We start from the raw sequence: 18,899 nt of genomic DNA, 5'->3' as shown, positions 1-18,899 counted from the left end.
GGCGGGCAGGATGTTGCCCTCAAGCTGGTATTTAGGTTGGTAAATACTTGTTACCCCTCTACACTCCTAGGCACATCCCACTGCTAGATAAAGAAATCAAAAACAATCATGGCTAAAGCAGCAAAAGAAAACAAAGACGAACCGCTGGAAAAACAACTCTGGAAAGCCGCCGACAAGCTGCGCAAGAACATCGACGCCGCCGAATACAAGCATGTGGTGATGGGCCTGATCTTTCTGAAGTACATCTCCGATTCCTTCGAGGAGATGTTTGCCAGGCTGCAAGCGGGTGAGGGTGAATACGCCGGAGCCGATCCCGAGGATAAGGACGAATACAAGGCGGAGAATATCTTCTTCGTGCCATCCGAGGCGCGCTGGTCGTTCCTTGTTGCCAAAGCCAAGCTGCCCGACATCGGCAGCGTGGTCGATGAGGCGATGGATGCCATCGAGAAGGAAAATCCCTCGCTCAAGGGCGTGTTGCCCAAGGTGTTCGCGCGGCAAAACCTCGACCCCGCCAGCCTCGGCGGCTTGATTGATCTGGTGGGCAATATTGCGCTGGGCGATGCCAAGTCGCGCAGCGCCGATGTGCTGGGGCATGTGTTCGAATATTTTCTTGGCGAATTCGCGCTGGCCGAAGGCAAGCAGGGTGGGCAGTTCTACACCCCGCGCAGCATTGTGGAACTGCTGGTGGCGATGCTGGAACCCTACAAAGGCCGGGTGTTCGATCCCTGCTGCGGTTCGGGCGGCATGTTCGTGCAGTCGGAAAAATTCGTTGCTGAGCATCAAGGCCGCGTCAACGACATCTCCATCTACGGGCAGGAGAGCAACCAGACCACCTGGCGGCTGGCGAAGATGAACCTCGCGATACGCGGCATCGATTCATCTCAAGTGAAATGGAACAACGAAGGCTCCTTCCTCAACGACGCCCACAAAGACCTGAAAGCCGACTTCATCATCGCCAATCCGCCGTTCAATGTCAGCGACTGGAGCGGCGAACTGCTGCGCGGCGATGGCCGCTGGCAATACGGCGCGCCGCCAGCGGGCAATGCCAACTTCGCGTGGTTGCAGCACTTCGCCTACCACCTCAACCCGCAGGGCAAGGCGGGCGTGGTACTGGCCAAAGGTGCGCTTACCAGCAAAACCAGCGGCGAAGGCGAAATCCGCAAGGCGTTGATCGCCGATGGCAACCTGATCGACTGCATCGTCAACTTGCCCGCCAAGCTGTTTTTGAATACGCAGATACCGGCGGCGCTGTGGTTCATGAACCGCGCCCGCAGCAACGGCCACCCGCGCAAAAACGAAATCCTGTTCATCGACGCGCGCAACCTCGGCCACCTCATCAACCGCCGCACCAAGGAACTCGCGCACGAAGACATCCAGCACATCGCCGACACCTACCATGCCTGGCTCAATTCCTCCGCCATTCCCGCGCAGGCGGGAATCCAGCCGTATCAAGACATCAAAGGCTATTGCGCCACCGTGCCGCTGGCGCGTGTGCAAGAGCTGGACTATGTGCTCACGCCAGGGCGCTATGTTGGACTGGTCGATGAAGAGGACGACTTCAACTTTGCCGAACGCTTCGCCGCGCTGAAAGCTGAGTTCGAGGCGCAGTTGCTGGAAGAGGCCGCTCTGAACAAGGCCATTGCCGAGAATCTGGCGAAGGTGAACCTCAAATGAAAACGGACGCTTCCGGTTTTCCAGAAAACGTCCGCCGACCGGGCATTCCCAATCCATGTCGGATTGTATCCGAGCACTTGGCGAGGGTGAAGGTATGAGTGAGTGGCAGCAAGTAAAAATCTCGGATGTTTGCGACATAACTCGTGGAGGGTCGCCGCGACCAATACATGATTACTTAGGGAGTGAAGGCACTCCTTGGGTGAAGATTGCCGACGCAACGGCATCCGGCTCACGTTACATAGATTCAACGAAGGAATGCATCCGAAAGGAAGGTGAATCAAAAAGCCGGGTGGTTTATCCGGGTGACTTCATCCTCTCGAACAGCGCAACACCCGGCCTGCCTAGGTTTATGAAAATTCGCGCTTGCATTCACGATGGATGGATGCTTTTACGCGAGTTCAAGGGTGCGAATGATCTGTTTATGTATTACCTGCTTTTAGTTGAGCGGGAGGCGTTGTTAGTCCAAGGCAATGGTTCAATTTTCACAAATCTAAAAACAGAAATACTAAAAAATCACGTAGTAAACCTCCCACCACTCCCCGAACAAGAAGCCATCGCCGCCGTACTCAGCAGTCTCGACGACAAAATAGACCTGCTGCACCGCCAGAACCAAACCCTCGAAGCCATGGCAGCAACCCTGTTCCGCAAATGGTTCGTGGAAGAGGCGCAGGAGGATTGGGAGGTAGTTGCTCTTGAGGATGTCACCAGCAGAATTACCGATGGTGCACATGCAAGTCCGTCTACTGTAGAGGTTGGACTGCCCATGGCTTCCGTTAAGGATATGTACCAATGGGGAATAAACACGGCAAGCTGTCGTCAAATTTCTCAAGAAGATTTTGATGAATTGGTAAGGACGGATTGTCGCCCTTTAAAGAATGACATTCTGATTGCAAAGGACGGCAGCTACTTAAAGCATGTTTTTGTGGCTGAGGATGATATGGATGTTGTTATCTTGTCATCAATTGCTATTTTGAGGCCTAACGAGAAATATCACCCACTGCTGTTGGCGACCTTTCTAAAATTAGATTCCACCGGAGAGGGTTTGGCGAACATTGTCACAGGGGCGGTTATACCTCGCATTGTCTTGAAAGATTTTCGCAAATATAAATTACTGCTCCCGCCTAAGCATCAACAAGATCAAGCAATAGAAACTATTCAACCGATTTATGAGAAATGCTGGGAAAATGACCGACAAATCCGTACGCTCAAAAAACTCCGCGACACGTTGTTGCCAAAGTTGATGAGCGGAGAAGTTCGTGTGGCTTAATTTGGGGGCGTAATGGATATCAAATCAGTTGTAATACATGAAATAAAGAAACAAGAAACAGTCACAGGCGCGGAACTTTTTCTAACCACAAGTGAATTAGACAAAGATAATGCAGATGTGAAAGCCATAATTTCATCATTAGATGAATCCTTCTCAAAAAAGACCATCCGAAGAGCAAAATTTGCCGATGATGGGTTTAAATCGGCCATTACAGATTTTAAAAATATAAATTTAGTTGCTGTATCAGCCGCTTTGGCTCAAAAACTAAAAGACGGTATTCAGAATATTCCAGCAGCGAAAGGCGGATATCTGGTTTTTTGTACATATAAGTCAACGAGAATGTTCCTGTCAGTCTTTCTCGTTAGGAACACCTCTGGAAAACTACTTAAGCGCGCTGATGGTAAGACATGGGATGTTGAGTCGATCATGTACCTCGACGTGGATCATTTTGCGATGGGGGTAAGGATCAATCTCGATGTTCTGAATTCAGAGTCTGATGATAGATATATCCACTTGGTTAAAGGTAATACGGATATTTCAGACTATTTTGAGAATTGGGTTGGTGTTGATGACACAAAGCAGGAGGCTAAAGATGGCGACGCTTTGTATGAAATAGCCAATAAAATTGACCTGCCAGAAGGTATGGCTGATCGAGATGTATTAAAGAAGCAGATATTTGACTATGTAAACGGCAGGCCTTCAAAAATCGTAAACCTCCGTAAATTAAGTGATTATCTTTACAAAGACTCAGACAAAATCGCCACTTATTGCGCAGAAAATGATTTGGATATTGATGGAGAATTTAAACTTTCTGGGGCGCAATTAAAAAAGTTTGTTAAGGTATCAGTTACTGCTGGTGGAATTAAGCTGGAAGCATCAAGAGAAAAATTTTCTGCTTCAGGTATTAGCGTTTCAGAAGATGGCAGTATCGTTCATATTCGGTCTAAGGAATTGGCTGATGCTATTAAAGAAAATCTGTAATAGGTGAAGTGACTTCTCATGTCGAAATACTCTGAACTTATTCGCGTATTAAGAGATTGCTCTGATCATTCCAAGAGTGACTTGAAAATTCTTTCTAAGGATATTCAAGAGCACATTGCTATTCTTGATAAGTTCAATATTAAGTATGAAATCCAAGCTGAGGGTGTATCAATAGATCTTTCTGACCAACCTGTAAAAATCTATAAATCCAAAGAATCGGCGGTTAAGTATTTAAGGGAATCTGATTTTTCTTCAGATATTCTTGTTGTTGAAGCAGATGCTAGCAATCCTGAATGCCAAGATATTGAATTTGTGGCGATGGATGATCCTCAGAGTTGCTCCAGGCTATTTGATAATTTGGAATATTACTTCAAGTTTAAAAAGCTGTTTTTGGATAAAGATATTGCTTCGTACAATGATGAGGCCCTTAATAGATTAATTTTTCTTTCAAACAAACACGGAAGATTGCACATCACCAGCAACAATGAGTGGGTAGAAGAATTTTATGACAGTGACAATGATCTAAAAAAGCAATATCAAGAGATTAAGAGGAAGATCGATGCCAATAAGGACTACGAAGATTTTTTTAAAGAAAGCCTGATTGAATATGCCAAAGCAATTCCTGAAGAGAATTTAAGGTTTGTAAAAGTATTAAAGAATATTAAGCATATTATTGAATCTTCTAATAGAAATTTTGAGTTATACAAACACAACTTTTCATTTGCTGAGTTCAAAAAAGAACTCGATGAAGACAAAGATAAATATTTGAAGGATTACCAATCTAGCTTATCTGACTTTTTATCAAAGATTGCGTCAATGCCAATTCAGTTTGGCGCTTACATTTTCCTTATGGTGCGCTTTGGCGATGAGTTATTGCCCATATCGGCTACCGTAATACTTATTTTTGTTTGGTCATACTTCAATGTTATGACAGTCAATAGAATCCTTGAGAATGTTGAATACTTAAAATTAAAGTTTAAAAATGATTTGGATGCTTTGATAAAAAAATCCGGAATTGATAAGGCTGAAGTTGAATCAGATGAAAACGAAGTCGTCGAAAGATTCTGTAAAACAATTTATTTGATTAAGGGCTATAGACTCTTCGTGATTATTTTTACTATCTGTGCATTAGCAATCTGCGCTCAATTTATATTCACTATGTAGTGATGACCAAACTCACCGAATCCGCCATCGAAGACTTCGCCATCAAGCTGAAGGGGTGCTGCCCCATGAGTAACATCAAGCTCTTTCAGAATCAGGTAGTCAGTTGCTACAAATTGTAGCCAACTGAAAATGCCAGTGACGAATTGCAGGGGATTCAGTTGTCCGGAATTTCCGGACAACTGCCGAAGACGCTAAGTAACAGGGGCAACTGTCCGGTAATTCCGGACTGTTCAAGGGCGATCAACAACGAGATGGTTGTCATGTTTACTGTTTAAGTATAATATTGCTGGCAATATGACGATAATTCTTGATACCAATGTTTTAGTGGCGGCTGTGCGTAGCCCCACCGGGGCTGCGGCGGAAATCATGCGCCGCATCTTGCAGGGCAAGATTAAAACGGTCGCAAGCGTGCCGTTGTTTATGGAGTATGAGGCGGTGTTGCTTCGCCCGGTTCATTTAAAGGCGGCGCGGGTATCGGCGGCGGACGTGAATAATTTGCTGGATGTGTTGGCTGGCGTGGTTGTGCCGGTTGAGGTGTTTTATCTGTGGCGTCCGCAGCTAAAGGATGCCAACGATGACATGGTGTTGGAGGCGGCGGTGAGCGGCCAAGCCGATGCCATTGTGACGTTTAATATCAGGGACTTTTTGCCCTCGGCGGAAAAATTTAATTTAAAAGTGATGACGCCGAGTGATTTTTTAAAGGAGCTACGCGATGGGAACCACTAGCAATTACGCTTTGCGTTTGCCTGCTTCACTCAAGCATTCCGTTGAGCAGGTCGCGCGGGATGATGGCACTTCGCTCAACCAGTTTATTGTGACCGCGATTGCAGAGAAGCTGGCAGCGATCAAAACGGCGGATTATTTTCAGGAGCGGGCAAAGCGCGGCAATCTGGATGCGGCGCTGGCTTTGCTGAACCGCAAGGGTGGCGAGCCGCCGCAAGCAGGCGACGAGATTTTATAGTCAATGTCTAACAGGCTCACCGAATCCGCCATCGAAGAGTTTGCCATCAGGCTGTTTGAGCGCCTGGGCTATAGCTACGTCTATGGCCCGGACATCGCGCACGATGGCGAGCAACCGGAGCGCAGTCATTACGGTGAAGTATTGCTGACAGGGCGGCTGGCGCAGGCGCTGAAACGCATCAACCCCAAGTTGTCGCCCTCGATGTTGCAAGACGCACTCAAGGAAGTGCAGCGCATTAGTTCACCCGAGCTGCTGGCGAATAACGAAGCCTTCCACCGTCTGCTCACCGAAGGCGTGAAAGTGAGCCGCCAACAAGATGGTAATCAGCGCGGCGATCTGGCATGGCTGATCGACTTTGCTCACCCGGAGAATAACGAGTTTGTTGTCGCCAACCAATTCACGGTAATTGAGAACCACCAGAACAAGCGGCCCGATCTGGTGCTGTTCGTAAACGGCATTCCGCTGGTGGTGATCGAGCTGAAAAACGCCATCGATGAAAACGCCACCATCAAATCGGCGTATCAGCAGCTTGAAACTTACAAGCAGGCCATTCCCGTCCTGTTTACTTCCAATGCCTTGCTGGTGATCTCCGATGGACTGGAGGCCAAGGCGGGTTCGCTTTCCGCGGGCTTGAGCCGCTTCATGGTTTGGAAAAGCGCGGATGGCAAGGCGGAAGCTTCGCATCTGGTGAGCCAGTTGGAGACGCTGATTCTGGGCATGCTGAACAAAACCACGCTGCTGGATTTACTGCGCCACTTTATTGTGTTTGAAAAGAGCAAGAAGGAAGACCCGCAAACCGGCGTCATCAGCATCAGCACGGTGAAGAAACTGGCGGCTTATCACCAGTATTACGCGGTGAATGCGGCGGTGGCTTCGACGTTGCGCGCTGCGGACATGGCCGAGATGATGGTGGCGCAAACTCCGGCCAGCTACGGTTTGCCCGGAGTGGCGCAACAGCCCAAGGGCGACAAGAAGGCCGGGGTGGTGTGGCATACGCAGGGTTCGGGTAAGTCGCTTTCGATGGTGTTTTACACCGGCAAGATTGTGCTGGCGCTGGATAACCCGACCGTGCTGGTGATCACCGACCGCAACGATTTGGACGACCAGTTGTTCGATACCTTTGCCTCCTCCAAGCAGCTGTTGCGGCAGGAGCCGGTACAGGCAGCGGATCGCGGGCAGTTGAGGGAGCTGCTGAAGGTGGCTTCCGGCGGCGTGATCTTTTCTACAATTCAGAAATTCCAGCCCGATGAGGGCAATGTGTACGAGCAGTTGTCCGACCGCCGCAATATCGTGGTGATCGTGGATGAGGCGCACCGCACGCAATACGGCTTTAGCGCCAAGACTGTGGACGAGAAAGATGCCAGCGGCGAGGTGATCGGCAAGAAGGTGGTGTACGGCTTTGCCAAATATCTGCGCGATGCGTTGCCCAGCGCGACCTATCTGGGCTTCACCGGCACGCCGATTGAAAAGACCGATGTAAATACACCGGCAGTGTTCGGCAACTATGTGGACATCTACGACATCGCACAGGCGGTGGAAGATGGCGCGACGGTGCGGATTTATTATGAGAGCCGCCTGGCAAAAGTGGGCTTGAGCGATGAAGGCAAAAAGCTGATTGAAGAGCTGGACGAAGATCTGGATCAGGAAGACCTGACCGATACGCAGAAAGCCAAGGCCAAGTGGACCAAGATGGAGGCGCTGATCGGCAGCGAGCAGCGCATCAGGAATATTGCCAAAGACATCGTGGCGCACTTCGAGGCGCGGCAGGAGGTGTTTGCAGGCAAGGGCATGGTGGTGAGCATGTCGCGGCGCATTGCCGCAGCATTGTACAAAGAGATCATTGCGCTCAAGCCTGAGTGGCACTCCGATGATTTAAACAAGGGTGCAATCAAGGTGGTGATGACGGCTGCCTCCAGCGATGGCCCGCTGCTGGCGAAACATCACACCACCAAGGAGCAGCGCAAGCAGCTGGCCGAGCGCATGAAGAACGATGACGACCCGCTCAAGCTGGTGATCGTGCGCGATATGTGGCTGACCGGCTTTGATGCGCCGAGTATGCACACGCTCTATATCGACAAGCCGATGAAAGGGCACAATCTGATGCAGGCCATTGCGCGGGTGAACCGGGTACACAAGGACAAGCCGGGTGGCTTGGTGGTGGATTATCTGGGTATCGCTGCCGATCTTAAGGAGGCGCTGTCGTTCTATTCCGATGCGGGTGGCAAGGGCGACCCGGCACTGGCACAGGAGCAGGCGGTGAGCCTGATGCTGGAGAAGCTGGAAGTGGTGTCGGCCATGTATCACGGCTTTGCCTATGAAAATTATTTCGAGGCTGAAACCTCTCAAAAACTGTCGCTGATACTGGCAGCAGAAGAACATATCCTCGGGCTGGAGGATGGCCGGAAGCGTTATATCAACGAGGTGACCGCGCTCTCTCTGGCCTTTGCCATCGCTGTGCCGCACGAGCAGGCAATGGATGCACGCGACGAAGTAGGCTTTTTTCAGGCGGTGAAGGCGCGTCTCGCCAAGTTTGACAGTACGGGTGCAGGGCGCAGCAACGAAGAAATCGAAACCACCATCCGCCAGGTTATCGACAAGGCGCTGGTTTCGGAGCAGGTGATCGACATTTTTGATGCGGCAGGTATCAAGAAGCCGGATATTTCGGTTTTATCTGAGGAGTTTTTGGCCGAGCTGAAAGGTTTTGTGCACAAGAACGTGGCGTTGGAGGTTCTGAAAAAGTTGCTCAGCGATGAACTGAAGGCGCGAGCTAAAAAGAATCTGGTTCAGAGCAAATCTTTGATGGAGATGCTGGAAAACGCCATCAAGAAATATCAGAACAAGATACTGACCGCCGCCGAGGTGATGGAAGAGCTGATCAAGATCAGCAAGGAAATCGTTTCTTCAGATGCCGAAGCTTCACATATGGGCTTGAGCGATTTTGAATATGCGTTCTATACGGCGGTTGCTAGCAACGCCAGCGCAAAAGAGTTGATGCAACAAGACAAGCTGCGCGAACTGGCGGTGGTGCTTACGCAGCGCGTACGTGAGAATGCCTCGATAGATTGGACGATCAAGGAAAACGTGCGAGCCAAGCTGAAAGTGATTGTGAAGCGCACCCTGCGCCAATTTGGATATCCGCCTGATATGCAGTTGCTCGCCACAGAAACGGTATTGAAGCAGGCAGAAATGATTGCGGATGAGCTGGCGAGCTAGTCGCAAAGGATATTCAAGGCGTTGCGCCGGAGGTAATTACGCTGTGCTTCATTACTGCTGGTGAGCTTAATTGTTGAACGTCTCCTTCGGGTAGGCTGCTGCACATTATGAAGGTTGGCATTCGGGCAGAGTTTTACAAGGTTGTCTGACTCCTTGTGGGTCGGAAAGCACCAGTTCACCTTCCGGGAAAGCGGACATCCGACAGCCTTCTGGGTGACCGTATTTTTGCATGACTGCTCAGGCCGAGAACCGGGCGGCCCGTCCGCCTGACCGAAACGAGTCAATCTGAGCGGCTACAAATACAAAATTCAATGACGATTATTTTGATATTCGCCTGATCAAACAGACGCACCCGCCGCAATGGCGCGGGCGCGGCAATCTTCCCCGTGCTGTACTACTTGCGCCGCATTCCACTGCGGCGATACCCAGCCATTCAAATTGGTCAGCGTCAGTTCACCCAGCGCAGCGATCCAGTCCGGGCGTTCGTTGAGTGCAGGGATGTAGTGAAATTCGCCGCCGCCTGCGGCGAGAAATGTCTGTTTGCCTTCCATGGCGATTTCTTCCAGGGTTTCCAGGCAGTCGGCGACGAAACCGGGGCACACCACGTCCACGCGTTTTGTCTTGGCACGGCCCAGTTCCTCGAGGGTGGCGGCGGTGTAGGGTTTGATCCACTCGGCACGCCCGAAGCGCGACTGGAAGGTGAGCTGATACTGGGTTTTGGAGAGTCCTAGCGTTTCGGCCAGCAGGCGTGCGGTTTTCTGGCATTCGCAATGGTAGGGGTCGCCTTTGTCCAGCGTGTAGCGCGGCACGCCGTGAAAACTCATCACCAGCATTTCAGGACGGCCGTTGCGCATCCAGTATTCGTGCACATTGGCAGCCAGCGCGGCAATATAGCCGGGATCGTCGTGATAATGGCGGACCGTGCGCAGCGCTGGCTGGTTACGTTTGGTCTCCAGAATTTGATACACGGCATCGAATGCGGTGGCGGTGCTGCTGGCTGCATATTGCGGATACATCGGTAGCGCCAGGATGCGGTCGCAGCCTTGCTCGCTGAGCCGGGTCATGGCGCTTGCCACCGAAGGGTTGCCGTAACGCATGGCGTAATCCACCACAAAGGGCGATTTGATGCGCTCGCCTAGCCAGCCCTTGAGCAGCTTGGCCTGTTTCTCGGTGTGAAAGCGTAGCGGCGAACCTTCGCTGGTCCAGATGGCAGCGTATTTAGCGGCGGATTTTTTAGGACGGGTGGTGAGGATTACGCCATTCAGGATCAGCCACCAGATGGCGCGCGGAATTTCCACCACACGCGGGTCGGACAGAAATTCCTTCAGGTAGGGTTTGAGTGCCTGTTTGGTCGGGGCATCCGGTGTGCCCAGGTTGATCAGCAGGATGCCGGTTTTGGCAACATTGCCATGGGTGTGGGCGGGTTCGGTCAGGTAACGCGACATGATGGGTTGGGGCTTCCCAGGTTTTGCAACGTTAACGTCGCCTGTTAATGAAACGACAAGGCGCTGGAGAGCAGCTTGGCAGTGATGTCCACAATCGGGATGATGCGCTCGTAGGCCATGCGGGTGGGGCCGACCACGCCCAGCGTGCCGACGATTTCGCCGTTGACCTTGTAGGGGGCGGTGACCACGCTGCAGCCGTCCAGGGGATCCACTTCGGATTCGCCGCCGATGAAAATCTGCACCCCGTGTGCGCGCTGGCTGATGTCCAGCAGCTGCATCAGCGAGGTTTTTTGTTCAAACATGTCGAACAGCTTGCGCAGCCGTTCCATGTTGGAGGACAGCTCGTTGACCTTGAGCAGGTTGTGCCCGCCGGACATGACCAGATCGTCGCGGTTGGGTGCGAGGGCCGCGCTGCCGGCCGTGAGTGCCAGATTCATCAGGCCGTTGATGTCCTGATGCAGTTGCTGCAGCTCGTCCTGCATCAGGCGGCGCACGTCGGCAAATGTTTTGCCGGCGTAATTCTGGTTGAGGAAATTGGCGGCGCGGGTGAGCTCCGACGGGGTGTAGGCGCGGTCGGTGAGCAAGACGCGATTTTGCACTTCGCCTTCCGCGGTGATGATAATGAGCAGGATGCGTTTTTCCGACAGATTGATAAATTCAAGCTGGCGGAATGCCGTGCTGCGCCGTCCGGGGACCAATACCACGCCGGCGAAACGGGTCAGGTCGGACAACAGCTGGGAAGCGTTCGCGGCCAGCCGCTGCGGATCGTCTGCGTGCAGCTGTTCTTCCAGCTGGCTCATTTCCTTGCTGTTGAGGGGCTGGATGGTGAGCAGGGAATCCACGAAAAAACGGTAACCCAAGGCTGTCGGGACACGCCCTGCCGAGGTGTGCGGGCTGGTCACCAGGCCCATATCCTCGAGATCGGCCATCACGTTGCGGATGGAAGCGGGGCTTAAGTCCAGCGCGGAATACTTGGACAGCGTGCGTGAACCCACCGGCTGGCCTTCCGCAACATAGCGTTCGACCAGGGTTTTGAGCAGAATTTGGGCGCGTTCAGTGAGCATGATTGGTGATTGTACAAGGGAGCCCCGGATAATTCATCATTTGATCAGATACCTGGAGTGAAAATATGCTTTTTTGAGCCAAAAATCAGATTCAACAGAATACAAACCCATACCAAAATTTACATAAATTTACGGATGAGCGCCGCTATAATCCATTCAGAACATTGCCCTATGTTCGTTAAATAGTAGGCAACGATAACATTTAAATTCATCCAAGGAGCATGACATGTCCATCAGTAATATCGGCAGCAATCCCGCTATCTCCAGTATTCAGTTTTCCGGCATCTCACAAGTAGCTTCTCAAGGTTCGGACAGCGATGGCGACAATGATGCGAGCGGTGTTTCCAAAGTCTCAGGAAACGGTGGGCGATTTGCTTCCGCCATAAACCAGGCTTTGGCCCAGATTGGCGTAACGCCGGGCTCCTCCAGCACCACGAGCAGTTCTGCTTCGGATCCAAACAGCACTGCTTCTTCTACTTCTACACAAGACCCGCAGCAAGCGTTGGCGGCGTTCATGCAAAACCTGTTTGCGTCCTTGCAATCACAGAATAGCGGGCAAGCTACGGCCTCTAGCAGCGGTACTGACAGTGATGGCGATCGTGACGGAAGCAGCGCGGCGTCGGCGGTTTCCGGTGCTTCCGGAAAAGGACATCACGGGCATCGCGGTGGCGGATTAAGCAAAATGGAGAGCGGCCTGCAAAATCTTATCCAGCAAATTTCCTCGTCCAGCTCGACCGCATCTGCCACCGATGCCACAACGGCTAGCACCACGGCTACAGATTCCACCTCATCCTCGCTGCAGCAAAGCTTTCAGAACTTGCTGGCAGCAGATGGCGCGGCAGGCAGCAATGCATCGCTGACTGGCTTCTTGCAGGCGTTATCGCAAAATCCCCAGGGGGCGACGTCTTCCGGCAACGTAGTGAGCACTCAGGCTTAAGCGGTGCTGCTTTAAATGGAAATGGCTCCGAAAGGAGCCATTTCTGTATATGCATTGCAGGCTGAATGGTTTCTGGATTTAACCTGATTTTGAAGGCAGGCGGATGGTCACTACCAGCCCGCCAGTTGCGCGATTGGATGCCTGGATTTCACCACGATGTGCACGGATTGCGCGGTGAGCAATCGCCAGGCCCAGACCATAGCCACCGCTTTCGCGGTCGCGAGCCTCGCTGACACGAACGAAGGGTTCGAAGATTTTGTGCAGCATCAGTTCAGGGACTCCGGGACCAGAATCCGCTATCTGAATGACACAGACGTTTTCTATGTCTGAGTGCCTGATGGTCAACGTCACTGTCACGCTGGTTTGCCTGGCCGTATGTCGGATCGCGTTGCGTAATACGTTTTCGATGGCACTGTGGAGCAGCGCGGGGTCGCCTTTAACAGTTGCCGTGGGCAGCGCGGCCAAATCGATTGCGCACCCTTTGGCGTGCGCTTCCAGGCGCGAATCCTCAACCACTTCCTGTAACAGCAGTGTCAGGTCGACTGGCTCGCGTATCGGCGCATTCATGCCGGTCTCCAGGCGGGACAAGGACAGAATCTGGCCAATCAGCTCGTTCAGACAATCGGCTTCGCGTTCGATACGATCCAATTCGGGCGTGATGATATTGCCGGCCCGTTGTCGCGCCAGACCCAGTGCGGCGTGCACGCGCGCCAGGGGGGAGCGCAACTCGTGGGATACATCGCGCAGAAAATGACGCTGCGAGTCGATCAGGGTGTCGAGCCGCTCTGCCATGTTGTCCAGGGCGTAGGCCAGATCGACAATCTCGTCGCGGCGACGGCCAAGCGATGGACCGACCCGGTAGCTGAAATCACCGCCAGCGTAGTCTTGTGCAGCGCGGCGTAATCGTTCGATCGGCGCAGCAAGGTAGCGCGCCAGAAACAGGCACACCAGGGCGCCGATCAGTGTGGCGGCCAGCAACGGCAAGGTAATGACACTGGGCCGGCTAAGAAAACGGCCTATCGTGACACTTTGAAAATCCGGAATAAGCCAATATTGATCGCCATTCGCCATGCGGATGATGGGGTTTGGGTGTGTGTCCGGGACATTTTGCTGTTGCAAGTGCCGATGCAAGCGTTCCAGCGCGCGCTGTGAAACTTCCCTCCCCAACAGGTCATGGCCTGCGTTATCGAGTACCAGAACGGGTACAAGATTCTTGTGGTCAATATTCCGCGCCCAATCCCTGAGACCTTCGACCCCATGTGCGTCCGCCCTGGATTGCGCTTTGGCGACGTGTTGGGAAATGTTTTCAAAGCCGGCAGACGGGCTCTGCTGCCCGTGCAGGTGGTCAATGTAGATGGAGACGGACAGCATGACCACCACAGAAAACAGGATCAGCGTAGCCCAAAAGGACAGAAAAAGTTTCCAGAAAAGCCGATGCATGCTATCTCACTTGATCACGTACTGATAACCCACGCCACGAATGGTTTTGATCCGCTCATCGCCATCTGCAAGCGCTCCTAACTTATGGCGCAGGTTGCTTACGTGCATATCAAGACTGCGATCAAAACGGGTCATGCGCCGTCCTAAGGCCTGCTCGGAAAGCGTCTGTTTGGATACGATATGTCCCGCTTCCAGTAACAATACTTGCAGCACGCTGAATTCGGTGCTGGTCAAAGCGATATCACGCTCTATGCAGGTTACCCTGCGGGCACCCATGTGTAGTGTCAGGTCAGCCTGAACTAATACTTGCGGGGTCTCATTGATGTCTTCATCGGGTCGCTGCTTGACACGGCGCAACACAGCGCGGATGCGCGCAGTCAGTACCCGCGGATTGCATGGTTTGGCAAGATAGTCATCTGCGCCCAGTTCCAGACCAACAATGCTGTCCACATCTTCACCACGCGCAGTCAGCATGAGCACCGGTGTAAGTGAGTCAGTGCGGAGTTCGCGCAACACGTCGAAACCGCCTTTGCGCGGCATCATGACATCCAGCACCACAAGATCAAAAACATCTTCGCGTGCCCGGCGCAGCGCCGTTTCACCATCGTGGACAAACGTAATTGAGAACCCTTCGGCGGTGAGGTATTCCGCCAGCATTTCACACAGATCGACGTCATCATCAGCGAGCAGGATGCGGATCATTCAGGTCTTCCGAGGAGGCGTTAAAAATCATGACGCTATGGTGCCATAGGGCGGGCATCGGCATCCAGATCGAATCTTCTCTTTACAAGAATTTACCTACGCTTACAAACAGCTGGCGCTGAATGACACCACGCAAGGTTAAGGTTACAGCATGTATCAACGAGGCATATTTCTTAATGCGACATGAAAGGATGCAATGATGAAAAAGGGCACTTCAATCATTCTAAGGACGATCCCTGCTAGCGAAGATATTGGAAACGACCCACGAAGGGTATGCAGCCCGAACCATGCTTTTACGGAAATTTTCTTACGCTTACAAATAGCTGGCACTGAATTGCGCCGCGCCAGATCAAGGTTGCATCGCGTATCAAAAGGGAATGTTTCTTAATGCGACAGGAAAGGACGCAATGATGAAAAAAGACACGCTAACCATTCTCATGACGACCCTGCTGGCGGGAATGCTCGAAGCGACTTCCGTATATGCCAATCAGCTGGCCGGTGGAAAAGGGCAGGCGGGAGGTTGTCATCATGCTTATCAACACACACGCGAGTCGCAGATTTATCGCATCGGCAAGCGCCTGAGTCTGACCAAGGACCAGCGCACGGCTGTTCGCGCCATTGTCGAACAACATCGACCGCAAATGCGCGCATTGCGTGACGCGCAGATCGAGAACCGGCAACAGCTCATGGCGCTCTCGGCGATGGGTAATTCAGACGCAGATCAGGTGCGGGCGTTGGCGGATGCGCAAGGGAAAACCATCGCCGACATGATTGTGTTGCGCGCCCAGATGCGCAGCGAAATAAACGACATTTTGACCGAGGAGCAGCGCAAGAAATTGCTGCGGGCGCGTGAAAACCGTGGTCATCAACCCGGAAATAAACAGAGTGCTGAATCATCCGGTGCCACGCCTGCCGAGGTGGCGGCGGAGCACCTGTCCTTATTAATCGAAGTGCATAGAAGCGTGCTATAAAAAAGCAGGGAATGTGATCTATGAATTGCACAGTGGGCGAAGCTCCGTGCAGCTTGGTCGTCCAGGCGTTCAGGCATTTAAGGAGATTTTCATGAGCAAGCTTAAAGTAACGTTAGTTGTTCTTTTCGTGGCGCTGGGGGTCAGCGCGAGCAGTGTGTCCATGGCGGATCGTGGTCATTGGCGTGGTCATGTTGGTGTCGGAATTAATCTTGGCCCGATGTGGGCGTATCCCGGGTATTACCCGTATTATCCTGGACCCTACTATTATCCGGCACCACCTTATTATTACCCGCCGCCTGTCGTGACGGCGCCGGCCTCTCCCCCTGTATATATTGAGCAGGGAGACGGTCAGGATACCGATGCTCCCTCTCAGCAATCCAACTTCTGGTATTACTGCGCCAATCCGCAGGGCTATTACCCCTATGTGAAACAGTGTTCTGGCAGATGGCAAGCGGTGGCACCGCAACCATCATCTCCTGTGGATGGGAGATGACCATGCGATCGACAGCGAAAATTTTACCGCTTTCTGCGTTGTTGCTGCTCAGTGCGTGCACCACGATTCCGAGCGGACCCAGCGTGACGGTACTACCCGGCACCGGAAAAAGTTTTGAGCAATTTCGCATGGACGATGATGCATGCAGGCAATATGCACTTGACCGGATAAATGGGGTGACGCCTAATCAGGCAGCCAATCAGAGCGGGGTGATGAGTGCAGTTACCGGCACAGTGATTGGCGCAGCCGCAGGCGCGGCACTCGGTGGGCATGAGGGTGCTGGTGTGGGGGCGGGTACCGGATTGCTGGTGGGCAGTCTGATCGGTAGCGAAACTGCACAAGACTCCGGTTATAGTACGCAACAGCGTTATAACGCCAGTTACATGCAGTGTATGTATGCGAGCGGTCATCGAGTGCCCGTTTATGGCCGCATCATCAGGCAACCGCGCGCAGCATCCTATCCACCCCCTCCACCGCCTGGCATGCCACCACCCCCGCCGCCGGGCGTTTCTCCGCCCTAGAATGCCAGGTTGCTGCCCCATAATCCAAGCCCATGGTTCGCCGTATGAATAGCGCATTGCGGAATTTTTGAGGTAATTGTGTCATGCAAAAAATCATCCTTTCCACGTTCATCAGCGCGTTGCTTCTAGCATCGGCAATAACCAGAAGCAGTGCGGACGAGAATGGCTATGGCCGTGGATTCAATGACCGGGATCACCATCGCGACCAAAAGTCGGACCGGTGGGACGGTTACCGAGGCGATATTCGTCAATTCCGCGAACATGACATGGTGCTTTGGCGTGGTGGCCATTGGTATCATGGCCGTCACGGCGGACGCGGGGGGTGGTGGTGGATTGTGGGTGGGATCTGGTATTTTTACCCCGCGCCGGTGTATCCCTACCCGGATCCCTATCAGCCCCCGGTAAGTGAAATAATGCCACCACAGGGGCCTGCACAATACTGGTATTACTGCAGCGATCCACGTGGTTACTATCCTTATGTAGCGCAATGTCAGACGCGTTGGCAGGCTGTGCCCGCCGGGATGCAGACAGGCCCGCAGCAAAGATAACGGCGTCAGCTTGTCCGTCAACTATCGCGCGGCCTTTTCTGCGGTAATCCGTCAGCCTGCTGTTGGCGGTCTAATTCGTACATTATCCAAGCAAAATCAAAACGGAGTGCTACCATCCTGCTTTTGAAATTTGCGCCGCAGGCAGTATTGAAATCCATCCTCCATTATTGAACGCGATCAACGGAAAATAACCTGTGAACACGCCTACTCAGTCTCCGTCCTCTTCCCAACTACCCGCCACGCAGCCTCATCGACGCCGTTTTCGCGGTGTCCTGATAGTGGCAGTGCTGGCAATCATTGTCGGTTTGCTGGTATGGGGAGCGAAGCACAACAGCAGCGCACCGCATGGTGCCGCAGATAAAAAGCGCGGCGCTGGTGGTCCGACACCGGTGACCGCCGCCACGGCTCGCGTGCAGCCGGTTCCGGTATGGCTCAATGCACTCGGTACGGTCACACCGCGCAGCTATGTGAACGTGATGCCGCGCGTCACTGGTCTGCTGCAAAGCGTGCATTACCGCGAAGGGCAGATGGTCAAGGCCGGGCAATTGCTCGCCCAGATCGATCCGCGGTCATTCCAGATCGCCGTGGAGCAGGCACAAGGAGTAGTCATGCGCGACCAGGCGCAGCTCGATGGCGCCAGGCTCGATCTGGTGCGTTATCAAACCCTGCAGGCGCAGGATTCGATCGCCCACCAGCAGGTGGATGACCAGAAAGCGCTGGTTGGGCAATACACGGCGACGCTGGCTACCGACCGCGCAGCACTGGACAACGCCAGGCTGCAACTCGGCTATACCAGTATCGTTGCACCGGTCTCCGGTCTGGCAGGGCTGCGCCCGGTGGATGCCGGCAACATGGTCAACACCAGCGGTGCCATTGGTGTCAGTGCGCAAACGGCCAGCGGTACCGCGACGAGCGGCAACACCGCACCTATCGTTACCCTGGCGCAGGTGCAGCCGGTGACAGTGACCTTTGCCATCCCTCAGCAGCAAATCGGTCCAGTGTTGCAACATTTATATACGGGCAAAGCGCCGCTGGTGGAGGCTTGGGATGCACGCAATAGCCAGCAGCTTGCCACAGGCAAGCTGCTGGCCGCCGACAACCAGATCAGTACCACGACCGGCACGCTCAATCTCAAGGCCGAATTCGCCAACCAGCAATTGACGCTGTACCCCAACCAGTTCGTCAACGTGCGGCTGCGTGTGGCCACCCTCGATAACGCGGTGGTCGTGCCTTCATCCGCGGTGGCGGTGGGAGCGCCCGGTACCTTTGTGTATGTGATCGGCTCAGATAACAAAGTGACGGTGCGCAAAATCACGCCGGGCGTCAGCGATGCCGGGCTGACCGTGATCACGTCCGGCCTGCAGGCCGGTGAAAAAGTCGTGACCGATGGACTGGACCGGTTGCGTGCGGGGGCCGCCGTGCGGATCGTGACGGCGCAGACCGGAAGCAATGCAGGCCAGGGCAAGGGCAAGCACGGTGCTGGCCAGCGAGGTGCGGGCCAGGGTAAGGCGCCGTGAG

17 protein-coding genes are annotated in these 18,899 nt (G+C 53.2%); 13 read left to right on the top strand and 4 right to left on the bottom strand.

The genetic code is table 11. The annotated features are described in order from the left end of the window. The first annotated feature begins 108 nt into the window (after nucleotides 1-108). From EI185_RS02510 to EI185_RS02480, 7 genes are all read left to right on the top strand, one after another. On the top strand, nucleotides 109-1,674 hold the full coding sequence (locus tag EI185_RS02510) for a type I restriction-modification system subunit M (RefSeq protein ID WP_124703529.1): 1,566 nt from the start codon (nucleotides 109-111) through the stop codon (nucleotides 1,672-1,674). Nucleotides 1,675-1,729: 55 nt separating this feature from the next. Beyond that, nucleotides 1,730-2,941, top strand: a complete 1,212-nt coding sequence (locus tag EI185_RS02505) for a restriction endonuclease subunit S (protein ID WP_124703528.1) — start codon at nucleotides 1,730-1,732, stop codon at nucleotides 2,939-2,941. Nucleotides 2,942-2,953: 12 nt separating this feature from the next. Continuing rightward, nucleotides 2,954-3,922 (top strand): nucleoid-associated protein, encoded by a 969-nt coding sequence (locus EI185_RS02500; protein WP_124703527.1) that lies wholly within the window; start codon nucleotides 2,954-2,956, stop codon nucleotides 3,920-3,922. 18 nt (nucleotides 3,923-3,940) lie between these two features. Then, on the top strand, nucleotides 3,941-5,086 hold the full coding sequence (locus EI185_RS02495; protein ID WP_124703526.1) for a hypothetical protein: 1,146 nt from the start codon (nucleotides 3,941-3,943) through the stop codon (nucleotides 5,084-5,086). Nucleotides 5,087-5,380: 294 nt separating this feature from the next. Continuing rightward, nucleotides 5,381-5,812 carry a putative toxin-antitoxin system toxin component, PIN family gene (locus EI185_RS02490; protein WP_124703525.1) on the top strand — a complete coding sequence of 144 codons (432 nt, stop codon included), beginning with the start codon at nucleotides 5,381-5,383 and terminating at the stop codon, nucleotides 5,810-5,812. Continuing rightward, complete coding sequence (locus tag EI185_RS02485) at nucleotides 5,799-6,047, top strand: YlcI/YnfO family protein (protein WP_124703524.1); 249 nt, start codon at nucleotides 5,799-5,801, stop codon at nucleotides 6,045-6,047. Before EI185_RS02490 ends, EI185_RS02485 begins: the two co-directional genes overlap by 14 nt. A gap of 3 nt (nucleotides 6,048-6,050) precedes the next feature. Further along, complete coding sequence (locus EI185_RS02480) at nucleotides 6,051-9,260, top strand: type I restriction endonuclease subunit R (protein WP_124703523.1); 3,210 nt, start codon at nucleotides 6,051-6,053, stop codon at nucleotides 9,258-9,260. Nucleotides 9,261-9,598: 338 nt separating this feature from the next. On the opposite strand, the gene hemH is transcribed toward EI185_RS02480, so the two are convergent. Together hemH and hrcA are read right to left on the bottom strand one after the other, a co-directional pair. Further along, nucleotides 9,599-10,705 carry a ferrochelatase gene (gene hemH, locus EI185_RS02475; protein WP_124703522.1) on the bottom strand — a complete coding sequence of 369 codons (1,107 nt, stop codon included), beginning with the start codon at nucleotides 10,703-10,705 and terminating at the stop codon, nucleotides 9,599-9,601. Nucleotides 10,706-10,749: 44 nt separating this feature from the next. Further along, complete coding sequence (gene hrcA / locus EI185_RS02470; RefSeq protein ID WP_124703521.1) at nucleotides 10,750-11,769, bottom strand: heat-inducible transcriptional repressor HrcA; 1,020 nt, start codon at nucleotides 11,767-11,769, stop codon at nucleotides 10,750-10,752. 226 nt (nucleotides 11,770-11,995) lie between these two features. Here hrcA and EI185_RS02465 point away from each other — a divergent pair, with 226 nt between their 5' ends. Continuing rightward, nucleotides 11,996-12,706, top strand: coding sequence for a hypothetical protein (locus EI185_RS02465; RefSeq protein ID WP_124703520.1), 711 nt, complete (start codon nucleotides 11,996-11,998; stop codon nucleotides 12,704-12,706). A 78-nt stretch (nucleotides 12,707-12,784) separates the two neighbouring features. Here EI185_RS02465 and EI185_RS02460 read toward each other — a convergent pair whose 3' ends face one another. Together EI185_RS02460 and EI185_RS02455 are read right to left on the bottom strand one after the other, a co-directional pair. Beyond that, a complete protein-coding gene (locus EI185_RS02460; protein ID WP_124703519.1) occupies nucleotides 12,785-14,146 on the bottom strand; it encodes an ATP-binding protein in 1,362 nt (453 codons plus the stop codon). 6 nt (nucleotides 14,147-14,152) lie between these two features. Further along, nucleotides 14,153-14,848 carry a response regulator transcription factor gene (locus EI185_RS02455; protein WP_124703518.1) on the bottom strand — a complete coding sequence of 232 codons (696 nt, stop codon included), beginning with the start codon at nucleotides 14,846-14,848 and terminating at the stop codon, nucleotides 14,153-14,155. 407 nt (nucleotides 14,849-15,255) lie between these two features. On the opposite strand from EI185_RS02455, the gene EI185_RS02450 reads away from it, so the two are divergent. The 5 genes from EI185_RS02450 (at nucleotide 15,256) to EI185_RS02430 (ending at nucleotide 18,898) form a co-directional block, all read left to right on the top strand. Beyond that, nucleotides 15,256-15,819 carry a Spy/CpxP family protein refolding chaperone gene (locus EI185_RS02450; RefSeq protein ID WP_189836246.1) on the top strand — a complete coding sequence of 188 codons (564 nt, stop codon included), beginning with the start codon at nucleotides 15,256-15,258 and terminating at the stop codon, nucleotides 15,817-15,819. Nucleotides 15,820-15,910: 91 nt separating this feature from the next. Then, a complete protein-coding gene (locus EI185_RS02445) occupies nucleotides 15,911-16,312 on the top strand; it encodes a hypothetical protein (protein WP_124703516.1) in 402 nt (133 codons plus the stop codon). Between the two features lie 2 nt (nucleotides 16,313-16,314). Then, nucleotides 16,315-16,833: a glycine zipper family protein gene (locus EI185_RS02440; protein ID WP_124703515.1), complete on the top strand. Its 519-nt coding sequence runs from the start codon at nucleotides 16,315-16,317 to the stop codon at nucleotides 16,831-16,833. A gap of 83 nt (nucleotides 16,834-16,916) precedes the next feature. Then, the gene (locus EI185_RS18125; protein WP_223247622.1) at nucleotides 16,917-17,381 is read left to right on the top strand and encodes a hypothetical protein; all 465 of its coding nucleotides are present in this window, start codon (nucleotides 16,917-16,919) and stop codon (nucleotides 17,379-17,381) included. A gap of 194 nt (nucleotides 17,382-17,575) precedes the next feature. Then, complete coding sequence (locus EI185_RS02430; RefSeq protein WP_124703514.1) at nucleotides 17,576-18,898, top strand: efflux RND transporter periplasmic adaptor subunit; 1,323 nt, start codon at nucleotides 17,576-17,578, stop codon at nucleotides 18,896-18,898. Nucleotide 18,899: the final 1 nt, after the last annotated feature.

It is taken from the genome of Sulfuriferula multivorans, from assembly GCF_003851125.1.
Classification (GTDB): domain Bacteria; phylum Pseudomonadota; class Gammaproteobacteria; order Burkholderiales; family Sulfuriferulaceae; genus Sulfuriferula; species Sulfuriferula multivorans.
This window is presented reverse-complemented; position numbering and strand designations above follow the sequence as displayed.

Bases quoted from the DNA above. Each gene is read 5' to 3' on its own strand.
- EI185_RS02500 (WP_124703527.1), top strand. From the start codon at position 2,954: ATGGATATCAAATCAGTTGTAATACATGAAATAAAGAAACAAGAAACA.
- hrcA (WP_124703521.1), bottom strand. From the start codon at position 11,769: ATGCTCACTGAACGCGCCCAAATTCTGCTCAAAACCCTGGTCGAACGC.
- EI185_RS02460 (WP_124703519.1), bottom strand. From the start codon at position 14,146: ATGCATCGGCTTTTCTGGAAACTTTTTCTGTCCTTTTGGGCTACGCTG.
- EI185_RS02495 (WP_124703526.1), top strand. From the start codon at position 3,941: ATGTCGAAATACTCTGAACTTATTCGCGTATTAAGAGATTGCTCTGAT.
- EI185_RS02505 (WP_124703528.1), top strand. From the start codon at position 1,730: ATGTCGGATTGTATCCGAGCACTTGGCGAGGGTGAAGGTATGAGTGAG.
- EI185_RS02465 (WP_124703520.1), top strand. From the start codon at position 11,996: ATGTCCATCAGTAATATCGGCAGCAATCCCGCTATCTCCAGTATTCAG.
- EI185_RS02450 (WP_189836246.1), top strand. From the start codon at position 15,256: ATGATGAAAAAAGACACGCTAACCATTCTCATGACGACCCTGCTGGCG.
- EI185_RS02490 (WP_124703525.1), top strand. From the start codon at position 5,381: ATGACGATAATTCTTGATACCAATGTTTTAGTGGCGGCTGTGCGTAGC.
- hemH (WP_124703522.1), bottom strand. From the start codon at position 10,705: ATGTCGCGTTACCTGACCGAACCCGCCCACACCCATGGCAATGTTGCC.
- EI185_RS02485 (WP_124703524.1), top strand. From the start codon at position 5,799: ATGGGAACCACTAGCAATTACGCTTTGCGTTTGCCTGCTTCACTCAAG.
- EI185_RS02510 (WP_124703529.1), top strand. From the start codon at position 109: ATGGCTAAAGCAGCAAAAGAAAACAAAGACGAACCGCTGGAAAAACAA.
- EI185_RS02455 (WP_124703518.1), bottom strand. From the start codon at position 14,848: ATGATCCGCATCCTGCTCGCTGATGATGACGTCGATCTGTGTGAAATG.
- EI185_RS02480 (WP_124703523.1), top strand. From the start codon at position 6,051: ATGTCTAACAGGCTCACCGAATCCGCCATCGAAGAGTTTGCCATCAGG.
- EI185_RS02445 (WP_124703516.1), top strand. From the start codon at position 15,911: ATGAGCAAGCTTAAAGTAACGTTAGTTGTTCTTTTCGTGGCGCTGGGG.
- EI185_RS02440 (WP_124703515.1), top strand. From the start codon at position 16,315: ATGCGATCGACAGCGAAAATTTTACCGCTTTCTGCGTTGTTGCTGCTC.
- EI185_RS18125 (WP_223247622.1), top strand. From the start codon at position 16,917: ATGCAAAAAATCATCCTTTCCACGTTCATCAGCGCGTTGCTTCTAGCA.